Source organism: Streptomyces showdoensis, from assembly GCF_039535475.1.
GTDB classification, from domain to species: Bacteria; Actinomycetota; Actinomycetes; order Streptomycetales; family Streptomycetaceae; genus Streptomyces; species Streptomyces showdoensis.
Genome location: NZ_BAAAXG010000009.1, coordinates 81648 through 96118 on the forward strand (window position 1 = coordinate 81648; position 14471 = coordinate 96118).

General features: G+C 70.8%; 22 protein-coding genes. All 22 read right to left on the bottom strand.

The window, feature by feature from the left end; all coding sequences use genetic code 11:
* Nucleotides 1-32 precede the first annotated feature (32 nt).
* The 22 genes from ABD981_RS05300 to ABD981_RS05405 all read right to left on the bottom strand — a co-directional run bounded on the left by ABD981_RS05300 (nt 33) and on the right by ABD981_RS05405 (nt 14122).
* Nucleotides 33-593, bottom strand: coding sequence for a 3'-5' exoribonuclease (locus ABD981_RS05300; RefSeq protein WP_046909269.1), 561 nt, complete (start codon nt 591-593; stop codon nt 33-35).
* Between the two features lie 2 nt (nt 594-595).
* Nucleotides 596-1822, bottom strand: coding sequence for a hypothetical protein (locus tag ABD981_RS05305; RefSeq protein WP_123954706.1), 1227 nt, complete (start codon nt 1820-1822; stop codon nt 596-598).
* A gap of 79 nt (nt 1823-1901) precedes the next feature.
* Nucleotides 1902-2090, bottom strand: a complete 189-nt coding sequence (locus ABD981_RS05310) for a hypothetical protein (RefSeq protein WP_046909268.1) — start codon at nt 2088-2090, stop codon at nt 1902-1904.
* A gap of 278 nt (nt 2091-2368) precedes the next feature.
* Complete coding sequence (locus tag ABD981_RS05315) at nt 2369-3127, bottom strand: PP2C family protein-serine/threonine phosphatase (RefSeq protein WP_046909267.1); 759 nt, start codon at nt 3125-3127, stop codon at nt 2369-2371.
* Between the two features lie 237 nt (nt 3128-3364).
* Nucleotides 3365-3544 (bottom strand): hypothetical protein, encoded by a 180-nt coding sequence (locus ABD981_RS05320; RefSeq protein WP_046909266.1) that lies wholly within the window; start codon nt 3542-3544, stop codon nt 3365-3367.
* Nucleotides 3545-3701: 157 nt separating this feature from the next.
* Nucleotides 3702-4247: a single-stranded DNA-binding protein gene (locus ABD981_RS05325; protein WP_046909265.1), complete on the bottom strand. Its 546-nt coding sequence runs from the start codon at nt 4245-4247 to the stop codon at nt 3702-3704.
* A gap of 26 nt (nt 4248-4273) precedes the next feature.
* Nucleotides 4274-4831, bottom strand: a complete 558-nt coding sequence (locus ABD981_RS05330; protein WP_131723896.1) for an RNA polymerase sigma factor sigma-70 region 4 domain-containing protein — start codon at nt 4829-4831, stop codon at nt 4274-4276.
* Nucleotides 4831-5505 carry a WhiB family transcriptional regulator gene (locus ABD981_RS05335; protein ID WP_123954705.1) on the bottom strand — a complete coding sequence of 225 codons (675 nt, stop codon included), beginning with the start codon at nt 5503-5505 and terminating at the stop codon, nt 4831-4833. Before ABD981_RS05335 ends, ABD981_RS05330 begins: the two co-directional genes overlap by 1 nt.
* Nucleotides 5502-6032, bottom strand: coding sequence for a RusA family crossover junction endodeoxyribonuclease (locus ABD981_RS05340; RefSeq protein WP_165590968.1), 531 nt, complete (start codon nt 6030-6032; stop codon nt 5502-5504). The genes ABD981_RS05335 and ABD981_RS05340 overlap by 4 nt, the downstream gene beginning before the upstream one ends.
* Nucleotides 6029-6364, bottom strand: coding sequence for a hypothetical protein (locus ABD981_RS05345; RefSeq protein WP_046909262.1), 336 nt, complete (start codon nt 6362-6364; stop codon nt 6029-6031). Before ABD981_RS05345 ends, ABD981_RS05340 begins: the two co-directional genes overlap by 4 nt.
* The gene (locus ABD981_RS05350; RefSeq protein WP_046909316.1) at nt 6364-7356 is read right to left on the bottom strand and encodes a DUF5131 family protein; all 993 of its coding nucleotides are present in this window, start codon (nt 7354-7356) and stop codon (nt 6364-6366) included. Before ABD981_RS05350 ends, ABD981_RS05345 begins: the two co-directional genes overlap by 1 nt.
* Complete coding sequence (locus tag ABD981_RS05355) at nt 7349-7825, bottom strand: hypothetical protein (RefSeq protein ID WP_046909261.1); 477 nt, start codon at nt 7823-7825, stop codon at nt 7349-7351. Before ABD981_RS05355 ends, ABD981_RS05350 begins: the two co-directional genes overlap by 8 nt.
* Complete coding sequence (locus ABD981_RS05360) at nt 7822-7950, bottom strand: hypothetical protein (RefSeq protein ID WP_276205593.1); 129 nt, start codon at nt 7948-7950, stop codon at nt 7822-7824. Before ABD981_RS05360 ends, ABD981_RS05355 begins: the two co-directional genes overlap by 4 nt.
* Entirely contained in the window at nt 7947-8354 is a 408-nt protein-coding gene (locus ABD981_RS05365) for a hypothetical protein (RefSeq protein WP_046909260.1), read from the bottom strand. The genes ABD981_RS05360 and ABD981_RS05365 overlap by 4 nt, the downstream gene beginning before the upstream one ends.
* Before the next feature lie 22 nt (nt 8355-8376).
* Nucleotides 8377-8643 carry a hypothetical protein gene (locus ABD981_RS05370; RefSeq protein ID WP_046909259.1) on the bottom strand — a complete coding sequence of 89 codons (267 nt, stop codon included), beginning with the start codon at nt 8641-8643 and terminating at the stop codon, nt 8377-8379.
* A gap of 71 nt (nt 8644-8714) precedes the next feature.
* Nucleotides 8715-9149 carry a DUF6197 family protein gene (locus ABD981_RS05375; RefSeq protein WP_046909258.1) on the bottom strand — a complete coding sequence of 145 codons (435 nt, stop codon included), beginning with the start codon at nt 9147-9149 and terminating at the stop codon, nt 8715-8717.
* A 98-nt stretch (nt 9150-9247) separates the two neighbouring features.
* Nucleotides 9248-9592: a hypothetical protein gene (locus tag ABD981_RS05380; RefSeq protein ID WP_046909257.1), complete on the bottom strand. Its 345-nt coding sequence runs from the start codon at nt 9590-9592 to the stop codon at nt 9248-9250.
* 171 nt (nt 9593-9763) lie between these two features.
* Complete coding sequence (locus ABD981_RS05385; protein ID WP_046909256.1) at nt 9764-9997, bottom strand: hypothetical protein; 234 nt, start codon at nt 9995-9997, stop codon at nt 9764-9766.
* 139 nt (nt 9998-10136) lie between these two features.
* A complete protein-coding gene (locus tag ABD981_RS05390) occupies nt 10137-10676 on the bottom strand; it encodes a hypothetical protein (protein ID WP_046909255.1) in 540 nt (179 codons plus the stop codon).
* A 207-nt stretch (nt 10677-10883) separates the two neighbouring features.
* On the bottom strand, nt 10884-11162 hold the full coding sequence (locus tag ABD981_RS05395) for a hypothetical protein (RefSeq protein WP_046909254.1): 279 nt from the start codon (nt 11160-11162) through the stop codon (nt 10884-10886).
* Between the two features lie 636 nt (nt 11163-11798).
* Complete coding sequence (locus ABD981_RS05400; protein WP_046909253.1) at nt 11799-12686, bottom strand: ParA family protein; 888 nt, start codon at nt 12684-12686, stop codon at nt 11799-11801.
* 23 nt (nt 12687-12709) lie between these two features.
* The gene (locus ABD981_RS05405; protein WP_123954702.1) at nt 12710-14122 is read right to left on the bottom strand and encodes a ParB/RepB/Spo0J family partition protein; all 1413 of its coding nucleotides are present in this window, start codon (nt 14120-14122) and stop codon (nt 12710-12712) included.
* Nucleotides 14123-14471 lie beyond the last annotated feature (349 nt).

The following is a 14471-nucleotide window of genomic DNA, read 5'->3' on the forward strand; positions in this document are numbered from 1 at the left end:
CGGTGACGGACCCGCCGTGCGACTCGTACGCGTCATGCCGAGCGCGCCTCCCCCAAGGCCATGAGGTGTTCGTGGATCCTCCGGTTGTGCTCGGCGTCGGCGAGCGCGTGGTGCGCACCGGCCGGCTGCTCGGGCAGCCGCGGATTCCCAGCGTCGACGATGAGCGCCTGGAGCTCGGTGAACCACTGCGGGATGAACTCCGGCATCAGGGCCCAATTGTTGTCCCAGAGCATGTGCAGCCGGCCGATGTCCTGCCCGCCGTAGTACGCGTACAGCCGGGTCTCCGACGCGTCGGTGTCCGCGAAGTACTGGGCCACCTCCTTGCGGATCGTCTCGAGGGACTTCATGTCGTTGTGCTCCCAGTCCAAGTCCTGGGCCGAGCCTTCGCCGTCGGCTCCCCGGTTCAGCGGCAGGAAGCGCACGACGTTGTTCACCATCCACGGGACGGCGAGCACTGCGGCGACGTCCATGTCGCGGTTGACCGCGTAGTACGAGCGGCCCTGGTCGTCGGTGAGGCCAATGGAGACGAGCCCGCGGTTGGTGGGGTCGGCGGGGAGGAATTCGGTGTCGAGGTAGACGCTGCGAACGGTCATGCTCAGATCTCCTTCATGGTGGTGGACGGCACGCGGGTGCGGCCGCGGTTGTAGTGCGGGACCGGGTCCACACCGGGGACGAAGCCGTAGTCGTCACCGGTCATCTCCTGGCCGTCGCGGACACGGTGGTAGCGGGTCTCGTCGGTCGGGCCGTAGGGGCCGTCGTTCTCGACGCTGACGCCGGCGGCACGCAGCTGGGAGTCGGTCATGTCCTTGAGCTGGATGTGCTTCCCAGCGGTGACGTCGTACGCCTGCGCCTGCGGTACGCCCCGGAAGGTGTCGTCGAGCTCATTGAGCAGTCCAGTGAACTGCTCCTGCCACTGGATCGGCATCGACTGCAGGAGGGCGCGGGGGACGACGAGGTAGTTGGCGTACGAGAGACCGAAGTAGGTGTGGATGTCGATGCGGTCGCGCGCCGTGGTGTCGGTGTCATGGTTGGTGGCCGGGACCAGCCCGGCAACGGGGGTGCTGGCGAGCTTGGCCTCGGCAGTGATCGCCCGGTTGTGCATCTGGTTGTAGACCGACCACAGCACGGGGCGCTCGGTGCCTTCGGCGTACCCCTGGACTTCCAGCATCAGCTCGTTGTTGACCTGATCGGCCCGGCGCAGGCTGGCCTCGTGCTTCTCGCGGAGCTGCACGATCTCGGCCTCCAGCTCGGCCACGCGCTGCTCGTCGGGGGCCGGCTGTCCGGCGGCGGTCAGCGGGCCGAAGAAGCGCTGTACGTCCCGGCGCAGCATGGGTGCCATGTCGCCAGCCGAAGGCAGCATCACCCGGTCACCGTCGTGCGTCTCGTCGGTTAGGTGCCACACCTCGGCGTCACGGTCGGTGTACTCCGGCCAGGGCAGCGGGAGGCCACTGTTCGTGGATTCGCTGATCTCGGCGACGATCTCGTCGGGGATGGTGGCTGCGCCGAGGCGGAGCGCGCGGGCCATGGGGTGCTCGGCGGCCGGCTGTCCGGCGGCCTGGCGGGCGGCGTCCCGGACCGTGGCCGCGAGCTCCTGCGCCGCGTCCTGGTCACCGCCTGCAGCGCGGGCAGCGAGGGGCAGGTCGTTCCAGACGTCGCCCAGCCACTCCATGGCCCACTCGTCGCCGCTCTTGCTGGCCCGGTCCATGTCGTCGCGGATGCGGCGGAGGGCGTCGACGAGGGGCTGCTGGAGGGCGCGGTACTCCTGGATGGAGGCCATGAGGGCGGAGATGGTCTCGGCGCGGGTGGCGGTCTGGTCGGTCATGGTCATGCTCCTGGTGGTGTGGAAGGCTGGTGGGGGGCCGCCCCGCCTAGCCCGCGGGGCGGCCGGCTTGCGTGCGGGGTCAGGCGGCGGGGTGGTCGGGGCAGTAGTCGCGGCCCTCCACATCCGTCCAGCCGTCGGCAGCGAGCGTCCGGCGGTGGTTCGCGTCCCGCTCCTCGCGGGTCGCGGACATGCCGGCGGTGATCGCGTAGCCGGTGCAGTCCTCGTGGTCGCAGGTGGTCTGGATGGTGGCGGTGCGGTTGCTGCGCATGGCTGCTCCTGTGTGTGCGGGTAGTGGAACCGGGCGGTCAGACGGCGGGGCGGAGTACGAGCCCCAGGACGATGGCCGAGGCGCCTGGGTGGGCGGAGCCCAGGTGTGCCAGCGGGCCGACGCCTTCCACTGCTGGAAGTGCGCGCGCTGGTCGGTGCCGCACCAGCGGCAGCCGTACGGGGTCGGCGGCTGACCGTCGGGGTAGACGACCGCGCCTCGGCGGAGGCCTGTGGCGGGGTCCCGGGTGACGAGGGACATGTGGTTCTCCAAGGGGCGGTTCAGGTGGTGGGGATGTCGGCGATGAGGACGGTGGCGTTGTCGGCGTACGGGTTGTCCGGGCGGGCGGCGAGCGACGTCTTGACGGCGCCGTCGGCGAACTTGCGGGCGAGGCTGCGCAGGCTGGGGCCTGTGAGCAGCGGGGCGAGGTCCTGCTCGGCGTCCTCGTACGGTTCGTAGGCGCCGTCGGAGGCGAGGAGCAGCCGGACGGGGCCGGGCGGCAGGGTGTGGGTCTCGATGGGCGGGTGTCCGAAGTGCTCAGTGCACTCGCCTTCGGTGAGGGTGCTGCCGAGGTACGAGGTGATGACGTTGCGGTTCCCGCCGCGGTGGCCGTTCTGGGGCGGCCAGACGCGGCGGAGGTTGTGGTCGCGGGTGAGGCGGATGGCGGGGCCGTCGGGGGTGAGGGTGTAGGCGCGGGAGTCGCCGCACCAGGCGAGGGAGAGGCGCGCGCCGGGCGCGGTGACGGCGACGACGGCGGCGGCCGCGGGCATCCCGTCGCGGGTGAAAGGGTCGTTCCTGTCCGGCTCGGCGGCGTAGCGCAGGTACTCGGTCCGCAGGCCGTGCTCGGCGTCGCCGGTGCGGGCGGCGGCGCGGGCGAGGCTCCGGGCGGCCGTGCGGGTCCAGTCCCGGATGGTGGGCGTGGAGCCGATGCCGTCGAGGAGTGCGTATGCGGTGGTGCCGTCGGGGGCGGTGAACACGGCGGTGGCGTCGCACTGGTGGGAGCGCAGCCCGATGTTCTGGGCGGTCGCGTACGTGGCCATGCTGTTTCTCCGCTCAGTCGAGGTCGGCGGGGGTGGGCCGCGCGCCCCGGAAGGGGGAGTACGGGGCGCGCGGCCGGGGTTGGGCGGCACTCGTCGGAAGCGGGGTCGGTGCGCGGAAGGGGGAGTCGCGCGGGCCCGCGATATCCGGGTGCCTGCCCGGGGTCCGCCCTCCCCGGGTGGGGGGAGTGGGGAGGGCGGTCGGCTCCCCGTTGCGGGCGGGGAGCCGGTCTGGGGCGGCTAGCGGACGCGGACGGTGTAGTCGCGGGCGTTGTAGCCGAAGTCGGCCCACTGGGAGGCGTGCTCGGGGGCGACGGTCTCGATCAGGTGGGTGGTGATGGTGTCGACCTGGTCGGTGGGGACGTCGCGGTGGGTGGTGACGGTGTAGCCGTTGGGCTCGATGAGGGTGACGGTGGCCATGTGGGTTCCCCTTCCATCCCTGGGCTGTTGCCCGTTGGGTCGTTGTCGGCTCCGCCAGCCTAATCCATAACCTATTGCTCGCACAATAGGTTATGAAGTTCGAGGGGAAAAGAAGGGCCCGGCCCCACCCGGGACCGGGCCACACACCAACACCCCGTCAGAACGGCGGCTCGTCCACTCCCCCGCCACCCCACGACCCGCCACCACCGGACCCAGCACCGGCGCCCCACGAACCGCCCCCCGCCCCACCGCCCGTACCCGGCGTACCCGACGTCCACGGATCCTGCACCGACTCCGCCCCCTGCTCCCGCCGCGCCGACTCGTACGCCCCACGCCCCGCGCCGGCCTTCGTCACCCTCGCCGTCGCCGACCGCAGCGACGGCCCCACCTCCTCCACCTCCAGCTCGAACACCGTCCGCTTCACACCCTCCCGGTCCTCGTACGACCGCTGCCGAAGCCGACCCACCACGAGCACCCGCATCCCCTTCTGCAAGGACTCCGCCACGTGCTCCGCCGCCTGCCGCCACACCGTGCACGGCAGGAACAGCGACTCGCCGTCCCGCCACTCGTTCGTCTGCCGGTCGAACGTCCTCGGCGTCGACGCAATCCGGAACTTCGCCACCGCCGCCCCCGCCGGCGTGAACCGCAGCTCGGGATCATCCACCAGGTTCCCGACCACCGTCATCACGGTCTCTCCAGCCATGCGTCCTGCTCCTCTCTCCTCGCCGCTCAGGCGACGTTCCCGATCTGTCCCACCGGCTGCCTCGGAACAGGCCGGCCTTCCGCGAGTGCACGCTCCTTCGCGCGCGTCCACGCCTTCTGGACGGCCGCGACAGTCATCCCGAGGCGCTCCGCGACGTCCTCGTACGGCATGCCGCGCCGGATCCCGACGTCCACGGCGAACGCGCGCTCCGGCGAAGACAGCCACACCGAGTCCCCCGGGGTCAGAGCCCGGTCCACCGCCACCACGTCAATGCCATGGCCGCGCGGCGCGGCGTTCGGCACGGCATCCCGCACCCTGCGCGCCGACCGCGACGTCGATACCGGCACGTGGTCGCCGTACTCGTCGAAGTCCACCCACCTCAGCGCGTCCAGCACAGGCCTCTCCGGGTCAGCCAGTGCGGCAACCACGACGGCCAGGGCCTCTAGCTCGTGCCGGGTGAGCCCCTGGAGCCGGGACCGGATGTCCTGCGCCGACCCCTCGTGCACGTCGACGATCAGGCCGGCGGCCTCCGGCAGCATCGCCTGCGCCATGTCGCCGCGTGCCTCCGCGCTGAGCTCGCCCATCACGCCGCCACCTCCAGCGCCGCCACCATCGACTTGTTCACGAAGGTGATGGCCTTCTCGGCGCAGGAGACGCTGACACCCAGGTACGCCGACACGTCGAACCGGTTCCCGCCCGCCTTCAGCACCCGCGCGATCTCCGGCCCGTGTGCATCCGCGACCCGCTGCCACTTCGGGGTGAGCTCACCGTCCGCCCGCAGCTGCGCCCGAGTGCCGTCCAGGTCCAGCCACCACAGCGCCAGACGCGTCGTCACCAGGTGCTGGGGAGTCGTGCCGCCGATCGCCCTGGTGATCTCGTCCAGGGTGAGGCGCTGCTCGTGAAGATGGCGCAGCTTCCTCATCCAGTCCCAGCCGATCAGCTGCCCGGCCTTCGTGACGTCGGGCCGGGCGCCGTGCAGACGCTCCTCCCACACCAGGGCGAGGCGCTGCGGGGCGGTCAGTCCGGCGGCCATGCCCCACCGGTCCTGGCTCCAGGCCTCCTCGGCCGCGGTGCCGCTCAGGCACTGCATCAGCACGGGGCAGCGAACGCACACCTGCCGGGCGGTCTTCTGCCCGTCCACGGAGCCGTCGTAGAACGCGTCCCGCCCGACGCTGGCGCAGGCAGCGCTGCCCCGCCAGGTGTCGCCAGTCCGGGCAGAAACGGCCGGTGTTATGGGACGGCGGGTGAGCGTGATCATGAGGGGTCTCCGAGGGTGTAGAGGCGGATGACGGCGCCGGGCGCGGGGAGGGCTTCGGGGTGTTCGCCGGGGTAGACCTTGCGTACGGTGAGGTCGACGATCTGGGAGTCGTCCTTGATGACGCCGGACTCGGACAGGGAGTCGAGGACGGCGCGGGCGTGGTGGTCGACGTCGGTGCTGTACCGGGTGATGGGCCAGGACCGGCGCCGCTTGGGGGCGTTGGCCGGCTTGGGCACGGTGATGGTGATCTGCGCGCCGGTGGGGATGTTGGCGTAGAGGCCGTGGGCGTCCTTGGCGGTGCGGCAGATCACGCAGGTGCCGGTGCGGCGGGGGTCGAGGTACCCGTGGACGCCGGTCTTCTTGCGGACGGCTGTGATGATGGCGGCCCGCCAGGGCTTGAGGGTCTTCTCGTTGGTGTGGCGGGCTCCGCGGCCCTTGCCGAGGAAGGAGATCTGTCCTTGTCCGGCGGGCGTGCCCTGGACGGTGATGACGACGGCCTGGTGCCAGGTGTCGGTGGGGGTGGTCACGTGGCGTCCGCCTTCCTGGCGGCAGCGCGCTCGTCGTAGTCGGCGATCCACTGGTCGGGGTCGTGGCCGAGGGCCTGGGCGGTGCGGTAGGCGGGGCCGCCGATGTCGCCGACGGTGAAGATGCTGTCGAGGTGGTCGGCGAGGCTGTTGGCGATGTCGGGGGCGTGTCGGCGGAGCATCTCCATGGCCATGGCGGCGATAAGGCCGTTGATGGCGCTGTGGCTGTGGGCGCCGTGGGGCCAGGTGATGAGGAGGCGGTAGCGGTCGGGGGTGCTGACGCTGGTGTTGTGGTTGCCTCGGTTGTTCGGACGGGGTCCTCGGCGTCGGGCCATCACGCACCGACCGGGTAGTCGTCGTGGATGCGGCCGTCGAGGTCGCGGCCGGCGGCCTTCTTGCCGGCGCGCTTCATCTCGACGCGGTGTCCGAGGTCGTCGACGGGGTCGCCGAAGGCGATGTTGCCCTTCTCGCGGGGGCCGCCGATGACGAGGTAGCCGGTGGGCGCGTAGTCGCCCCACTGCTTGAACAGGAACGGGACGTGGGCGGCGGCGCACTGGTCGCGGAGGGTGCGGAACCAGTCGGGGTGCGCGGGGCGGGCGCCGTGCCCGGACTCGCCCCCGGCGACGACCCAGTCGACGCCGGGGCGGGAGGCGGGGTGGCAGGAGCAGGAGCAGCGGCCCCAGACGTGCCTGTCGTGGTAGTCGACGGGGCCGAGCGGGGCGCAGCGGACGCAGGCGGGGAGCTGGGGGCGCTTGAGCCACGGGTGGAGGTCGACGGGGCCGAGGAGGGGTTCGGCGGAGATCCAGCGGACGGCGGCGGGGGTGCCGAGGAGGACGGGGACGCGGATGTCCGCCCACTGCTGGTTCTCGACAGACACGCCGAGCCACAGGTTGGGCAGGGGCCAGGCCCAGTCGGCGTCGGGGAGACCCTTGCCGCGGGCGAGCGTACACACCTGGGCGGTGAAGTTCGGGTCGGTGAACAGGGACCGCATGCGGGCGTGCCGCTTGGTGAGGAGCTGGAAGGTGTGGCGGCGGGCGGCGGCCATGACGGCAACGATGTTCGCGATCCAGGCCTCGTCGACGTCCTGGTGGAACAGGTCCGACATGGAGTTGACGAAGACCTTCGCCGGGCGCCGCCAGGAGAGCGGGGCGTTGACCTTCTCGTCGCGGATGCGGACGTCGAATCCGTGGGGGAAAGCGGCGGTGCCGCGGAAGCGCTCGGCGATGGTCTTGGCGTAGCAGTGGTCGCAGCCGGCCGAGATCTGGGTGCAGCCCGTCGTCGGGTTCCAGGTGCGGTCGGTCCACTCGATGGTGGTGGTGTCAGCCATGGGAGTGCTCCTGGGCGTGGTCGGCGCGGAGGGTGGTGACGTCGAGGGGCTGGGTGTCCGCGCCGGGGCCGTGGGGGAAGGCGTCGGCGAGGGGCCGGACGGCGGGCGTCGGCTCGGGCCGTGTGGGCGGCCGGTGGGCCGAGGTGCAGGCGGCGGCGTCGGCCTGGGCGTTGCGGAGGTCGGCGAGGGTGGCGACGGGGTGCGGGTGCCGTACGCCGGCCGCGCAGGGGGTGAGTGCGGTGAGGGGGGTGCCGGGGCTGTAGGCGAGGGCGGCGCCGGTGGGGAGGATCTGGAGGAGGGAGCCGTCGGCCTGCTGCTCCCAGCCGGTGATGGTGAGGCGGGTGACTCCGGCGCGGAGGGCGGCGGTGTACGCGGCCGTCTGCGCCTCGGTGATGAACGGCCGGTGGTCGGCGGCGGGGTGGGGGCGGACGGGTATCGGCGCGGGGGCGGCGTGGGTGCTGGTGGTCACGGCTGGTCTCCGTCCGGAGGGTCCTGGGGCGGGAGAGTGCGGGTGCCGAGGCCGTGCTGGGAGAGCGCGACCAGGGCGGCGGCGATGAGGCCGAGGACGATGGCGATGGCGGCGGGCCCGGTCACGAGCGCTCCGCGTGGCGGGTACGCCGGATCCGGATGTCGTCCTGCTCTCCGCCGAGGAGCCAGTGGGCGACCTTGACGCGGTCCTCGCGGTCGAAGAGCAGCGCCACGGGCTGTGCGTTGTCAGCGATGGCGCCGATGGTGAGGACCGGGTCCTCCTCGGGCGCGGGCTCCATGGCGATGTCGAAGCGGGACACGATGAGCGGTTCGGGACCGGTCGCGTGGGGTTCGATCGGGCCGGCGTCGATGTCGATGCCCCGCTCGCGGAACCAGCGGCAGAGGGTGTCGACGGCGTCGACGGCATTCCATGTCCCGTCCTCCTCCTCGTCGGCCTGGATGAGGTTGAACAGGGTGACGATCGCTTCGCCTTCGGGCGTGGTCGGGTCGATGCGCAGGTTGTGCGCCATGGCTGTGTCCTCGGGGCGTGGGCTACTGGGGGCGGGGGCGCTCGGTGTGGGCGTTCTCGGTCTCGACGGCGACGTGACCCTGCTCCTCGCGGCGGATCTCCAAGACGCGGTCGGCGTAGCCGAGGGCGTAGCCGGTGGAGGGGTGGAGGTCGGCGATGACGGCGGCGCGGTGGGCGAGTTCGGTGAGGGTGGCGCCCTGGGCGTGCTCGTCGTAGGCGTCGGCGCGGCCGGCGTAGAGGTCGGGGTCGTGGCCGCCGGTGATGCTCGTGGTGAGGGTCATGAGGCTCATGGCGGAACTCCGTTCTGGGCGGGCGCCGGGGGCGGGGGCGGGCGGGCCCCCGGCGTGCGGTGGACGGGTGGTCAGGCGGCGGGGCGCAGGTCGGGGATGTCGGTGCACGCGTCAGCGGTCTGCGCGGCCCGGCCCAGGACGCCGATGGCGTCGGAGGTGTTGGGGCAGCGGTCAAGGAAGAAGTCGGGTTCGAGGACCCAGAAGGCGAGGTGCTCGATGTGGTCGTCGATGCCAGTGCCCTGGTCGTGCGAGGGGTAGGTCGGCAGGACGGCGGAGACCCAGCGGATGGCGTCCGTGACCAACTCGTTCGCGTCGATGAGCTGCCGGGCGATCTTGGGGGCGTTGATGAAGCAGTCCGGGGTGGTGCCGGTGGCGGCGCGGTAGATGGCGGCGACGATGTCGAGGCGTCCATCGGGGTCGGCGAAGTTGCCGAGGTCGGAGTCGAGGAGGCCGTGCTCGTGCAGGACCTGCTGGGCGGCGCGGAGGAGGCGGGCGGTCTCGGACATGGGTGTCTCCCGGTGCGTTCGGGGTGGGTCTGTGGTTGGTCCGGTCCGGCCGCCAGGGAGCGGGTTCCTCGACCTGGCGGCCGGACCGGTGCTGGGGGTCAGTCCTCGTCGGGGACGGGGTGCTCGTCGGCGCAGCGGGCGCACTGGAGGAGCGGCAGGTTGTAGCCGTTGGAGTCCTCCACCGTGCGGAGGCCGGGGGCGGCGGTGTCGAAGAGGGCGCCGCAGTGGCAGTCGGGGCAGGCGCACTTGGCGATGTCGTGGCCGCGCGGGATGTCGAGCTTGGCGAGGCTGGCGGCCGTCTCCATGAGGATGCGGAACTCGGCGTTGTCGACGGTGTTGTCGGCCTGCTCCAGGGCGTGGTCGAGGAGGGCCTTGGTGTGGGGGCCGAGCTCGCCGTAGTCGGCGGTCTGGCTGGTCGGGCGGGCGGGGCTTATGACGCTCATCGCTGCGCTCCTGAACTGGGAACTCCCACCTGCCCGTTGCTGGGCTGGTGCGTTGTCGGCTCCACCACCATAAGCCATAACCTATGGCACGAGCAATAGGTTATGGCTGTGTGGGGGCAGCAAAAAGCCCCGCCCCCGGGAAGCGGGGCGGGGCGAGCAGGCGGTGGAGGGTCAGGGGATGGTCGCGGCGGCGGCCACCCAGTCCCCGTGGGCGACGAGAAGGTCAGAGAACGAGACGTAGACGCCGCCGGCCATCCTCACGGTGACGCGGCCGCCCTCCTTCATCCATCGGCGCATCGTGCTCTCCGAGACGGCATGACCAGTCTCGGCGAACAGCGCCTTGGCCTCCTTGTACGTCACCAGGTCGAGCTTGGGCAGGGTGGGCTGGGCGATGGTGCTGGCCACTGGGGCTCCCGAGTATCGGCGGCCATCGTTCGCAGCTCCGGCGGCCGGTATGCGGGTTAAACGGTTGAGCGCGGCCGGCTTAGGCGGCCACGGTGATGAGGACGGACAGAGGATGCAGGTTAGACCCGCGAGAGGGCCATCAGGTTGCACGGCGGGCGGAGACCGCCTGCCGGGCGATGTACTCCTTGGCGATCTGGGCGAGCGTCCAGTACGTCGACACGCCGTCGTCGTCGGCGCAGTAACGATTCACGCAGACAGCGGCGCGGCGCTCGGGCCGCCAGAACAGGCTCCAGGTGGCACAGCCGGGGCAGGCGTGCCGACGGATGACGGACTCCTCGCCCATGAGGATCGCGTGCTCCAGGCCCTGCCGGTAGATCAGGGCGTCGCGGGCCTGCTGCCGCTCGGCGTCCAGGTGCGCAGTTTCCGCGACCATCCAGCCGTACAGTTCGTCAAGTCCACGGGGCCTGGGGGCCGCGTCGGGGGCCGCGGCGCGGGTGTGCTCGGCGGCCTCCTCGACGCTGGCGCGGATGTGCTCGTAGACGCTGAGCCGGATCGGCGCCGCCGGCGTCGTGCTGGTGGTGACGCGCTCGGCACGCTCGCCCGGGCCGGGCTGGAGGAACTCGGCCTGCAGGAGCCGGAGTCGTGCTGCTGGCGTCGTGGTGTCGTCCCCTGCGGTCATCGTCTCCCCGTCCGCTGTGCGGCCCCGTCAGGGCGCGGTGCGTGACGGTGAGTGCCAGGGACGCGCGCCCGGGGCCGGAGTCTGTCACTCCGGGTGTTCCGGACGCCCCATCGTGGCACAGATGGGGCCCGTGGTGAACTGACCGTACAGAAAGATCAACAGGCAGCAACGGGCCGCCGGGTGCGGCACGACCCTAGCCGCACCGGCTCAGACGAGCGTCGGGGCCTGCCTCATCTCCTCGAACATCGCGCGCAGGGCGTGCCAGCCGCTGTCGTCCATGAGCGCCTGGGCGCGCGCGCCGTCGACCATGAGGAGGACGGCACCCATCGTGGCGTCGAAGGTCTCAGCGGTCGCGGGGTCGGTGAGACTCTGGCCCCGGGCAAGGAGCATGGCCTGAACGGTGTAGGCGAGCTCGGACTTCGGGTCGGCGCGGGCGGCACGCTCCGCTGCGCGCTGCGGGCACCGGCGGTCGGCAAGCGGGATCACGTTTCCTGTGCCGGGCCGGGCAAGGACGGCCGGCTGGGGCACGGGGGCGTGCTCTGCTGAGGGCATTGGGGCGTCTCCGCTCCGGGGGCAGTCCGGGAAGGGTTCCGACGACCCTGGCACTCCCCTTGGCCAGATCCGTCGGGCCGGGGCGGCTGCCGCCCGCCCCAGGTACGCCACTGTCGCACCAAAACGCCCGTCGTGGGGAGGCGCGGTCTGTTTTTGACGTCACCCTCCACAAACAAACCACACATTTTGCGCCAGACCGCTCTGCGCTGGGCCGAAAATGGTCGGTTTCTGTGGCCGCCGTGTTCCGGCCATGAAGAAGCCCCTGCAGGAAGGGACGGAGTTTTGCCGACAACGACCCAGCCCACAGGGGCTCAGAGACCTCACGGGGCACGCCCGTCAGATGACGGCGATTGTAGCCAGACGCCTCGCCAGGGCGGTACCCCGGTTCTGCCAGAACCGGCATCCAGTGCTGGGCTGCGGGGCGATGTGTTGCGACGGACCAACAGCGCGTCGTCTGGTCGGTTCTGCCAGAACCGACCAGACGACGTTGGCAGTGCTCGAGGCCAGCGGCTCACACGCTTCCGGAGAACCGGCCGGCTGCATGCGACGGACCGGTTCTGCCAGAACCGGCTACGCCCTCTTCTCGGGGAAGCCCAGCTGGTCCGCGATGAGGCCGATGGTCTTCATCGACTCGGATTTCGGCGCCCAGATCGGCAGCGGCTCTTGAGCGTCGTACGCCTCGGCGACGATGACCGCGTTCTTCAGCTCGGGAAGGAGTCGATCGCCGTAGATCTCACGGGCCTCGTCCTGAATGTTGCTGAAGAAGTGGCCCTGGCTGGCGACCTTGGCGTCGTTGATGCAGTACCAGGTCGGCGAGACCCGTACGTCGTGCCTGTCGTAGTCGTCGTTGAGCGAGACGATCTCCTTGGCAAGCGCCGCGGCGCCACGGAGCTCCTTCCGCATCGGCTTCATCATCGTGATGACGTCCGTGGCGGCCACGAGCAGCGACTCGGACAGGCGCCCGTAGGACGCCGGCGCGTCGATGACGATGAAGTCGTACTTGCCCTGGGGGACCTGCTTGCGGATGACGTTCTGCAGCCAGAACACCGCGAGAGCGTCCTTGGCGCTGACGAGCTCGCCGTCTGCCTGCTTCATCTTGATGTCGCCGCGGACGAGGTCGAGGCCGGGGATCTCCTGGAAGGCGTCGTCGCCTTGTCCGGCCGCGATCCGAGTGCGCGCGGGCACCGTCACGGCTTCGAGAGTGGCGCTGCCGAGCATCAGGTCGTGGATCGTCGGAGTGTCCTCCGGCACCATGTCGCCGTCGTAGCCGAACCAGAAGGACATGTCGCTCTGCAGGTCGGCGTCGATGATGAGGCCTGTCCAGCCTCGGAGGGCAGCGAGCGTGAAGACGCTGTTGGCGACACTCGTCTTGCCGACGGAGCCGGCCCGGTTCATCACGAGGAAGACCGGGATCTGTAGATGAGGGGCGTACTTCGGGGGCAGGTAAGTGGGGTTCATGGAGGCTCCAGGGCGGGGGCGCGTCATCGGCTGAGGTGCTGCTTCTCCCAGGACGTCGGCTCGTAGCCGACGTCGACCAGGTGCTGCAGGTAGGCGACGTCCCTGGAGTCCCAGATGCGTCGGCGGCGGTCGGAAGCTCGGTTCTCTGCCTCGCCCAGGGCAACGGCGTAGGCGAACCGGGAAAGGGCAGGCTCGCCCAGCATGAGGACCATGTCGCGGTAGCTGGTCTCGCCAACGCCGGCGGCGTCCGCGTCGTGCTCCTTGAGCCACTTGTGGGCGCGGGCGATGGCAGCGGGTGAGGCTTGCCGGACAGCCATCTCGGCCACCCGGCTGCTGTGGGAGTCGACGACCGGGTTGGTGTAGGCGGCCACGTGCTCCTTGCAGTACTCGTTGCGCCTCGCGGCCGCGAGCGCATGCTGCCGGACCTCGTTGACTTCTTCGGCGGGCGATCCGTCGTGCTCAGGCTGCCCAGCGGGCGGGGCCTCGGCGGCGGGCACGAGCTCGCGGGCCTCGCTGTCCTCGGAGCCGCTTTCCGGTTCTGGCAGAACCGGTTCGGTGCGCGCGTGAGGGACGGAGGCATCGTCCTGAGATACGCCCGTGGGGCCCTGAACCGGTTCTGCCAGAACCGCCACCGCAGCGGGTGCCGTCTGCTGCCTGGTGTTCGACGGGGTGGCGGAGGACGGTTCTGCTTCGGTTCTGGCAGAACCGGCCAGGACCCTGTTGACGGCGTCCATGGCGGTCTGGGTGCGGTCGCTGCGGAGGATCTCGTTGGCGGTGAGCAGCAGGTGCAGGCTCCCGCCCTCTTCCCTGCCGAGGGCGGTGTAGAGGTTGTAGGCGTTGTCGATGGTGAGCGTCTTGTCGAGGAGCGCCCGCTTGGCTTCGTCAGGAAGCCGAAGCATTGCGAGGCGCTTGGTGATGGTCGACTTGGACTTGCCCACCTTCGCGGCGATCGTCGCGTGACTGTCGCCCTTGGCCTCGATGCGACGGTAGCCCTCGGCCTCCTGGAGGACCGTCAGCTCCTTGCGCTTCAGGTTCTCCTCCAGCATGAGGAGGTCCATGTTGGGGATCTGGTCGTCGTTGACCTCGATGCGCACCGTGTCGAGGGGAGCTTCGAGGCAGGCAGCGTGTCGGCGGTGGCCGGCCAGGATGACGAAGTCGGCGGCCGCGACCAGTTCTTCATCCGCGGGATGAGCTTTGAGGTATCCCTCGCGGGTGCAGACGACCAGCGGCTGGATGAGGCCCACGGTGCGGATCGAGTGCACCATGTCCTGCATCTGCTTCTCGTTCTCCCACAGGTCGCCGTCGCGCAGGTTCCTGGGGTTGGCGATGATGCTGTTCGTCGCCGCCTTCCGGGGGAGCGCGGTGGGCCGGAGAGGCACGTCGGACATGCCTGCCCCGGTCGTGTTCTGTGATCCGCCCGATCCCTTGCGCGGCATGAGTCCTCCTGTGGTGCCGAGATTCGAAGGGGACCTTACCGGTTCCGCCAGAACCGATTCGGCGCCAGGTCCGGGTAGTGCGTTCCTATTGCCATTGAATGCCCGGTTCTGAAGGTACGTCGCACAACGGAGTACCCCGGTTCTGGCAGAACCGATGGTGCAGGAGATGGGTGCCTGGATCCTCCAGCGGGTGTCGTGAGCTTCCAGGCTGGCGGAGGATCAGCCGATCGTTCCCCCGGGTCAGGCAGCGCCGAAGACCTGTCGGGGCTCGCGGCTGCCGGTGGGCTGGCCGGTGCGGGCCCGGCGTAGCGCGGCCTGGATGGTGGTCTCGTAGTCGTCGCTGGGCAGG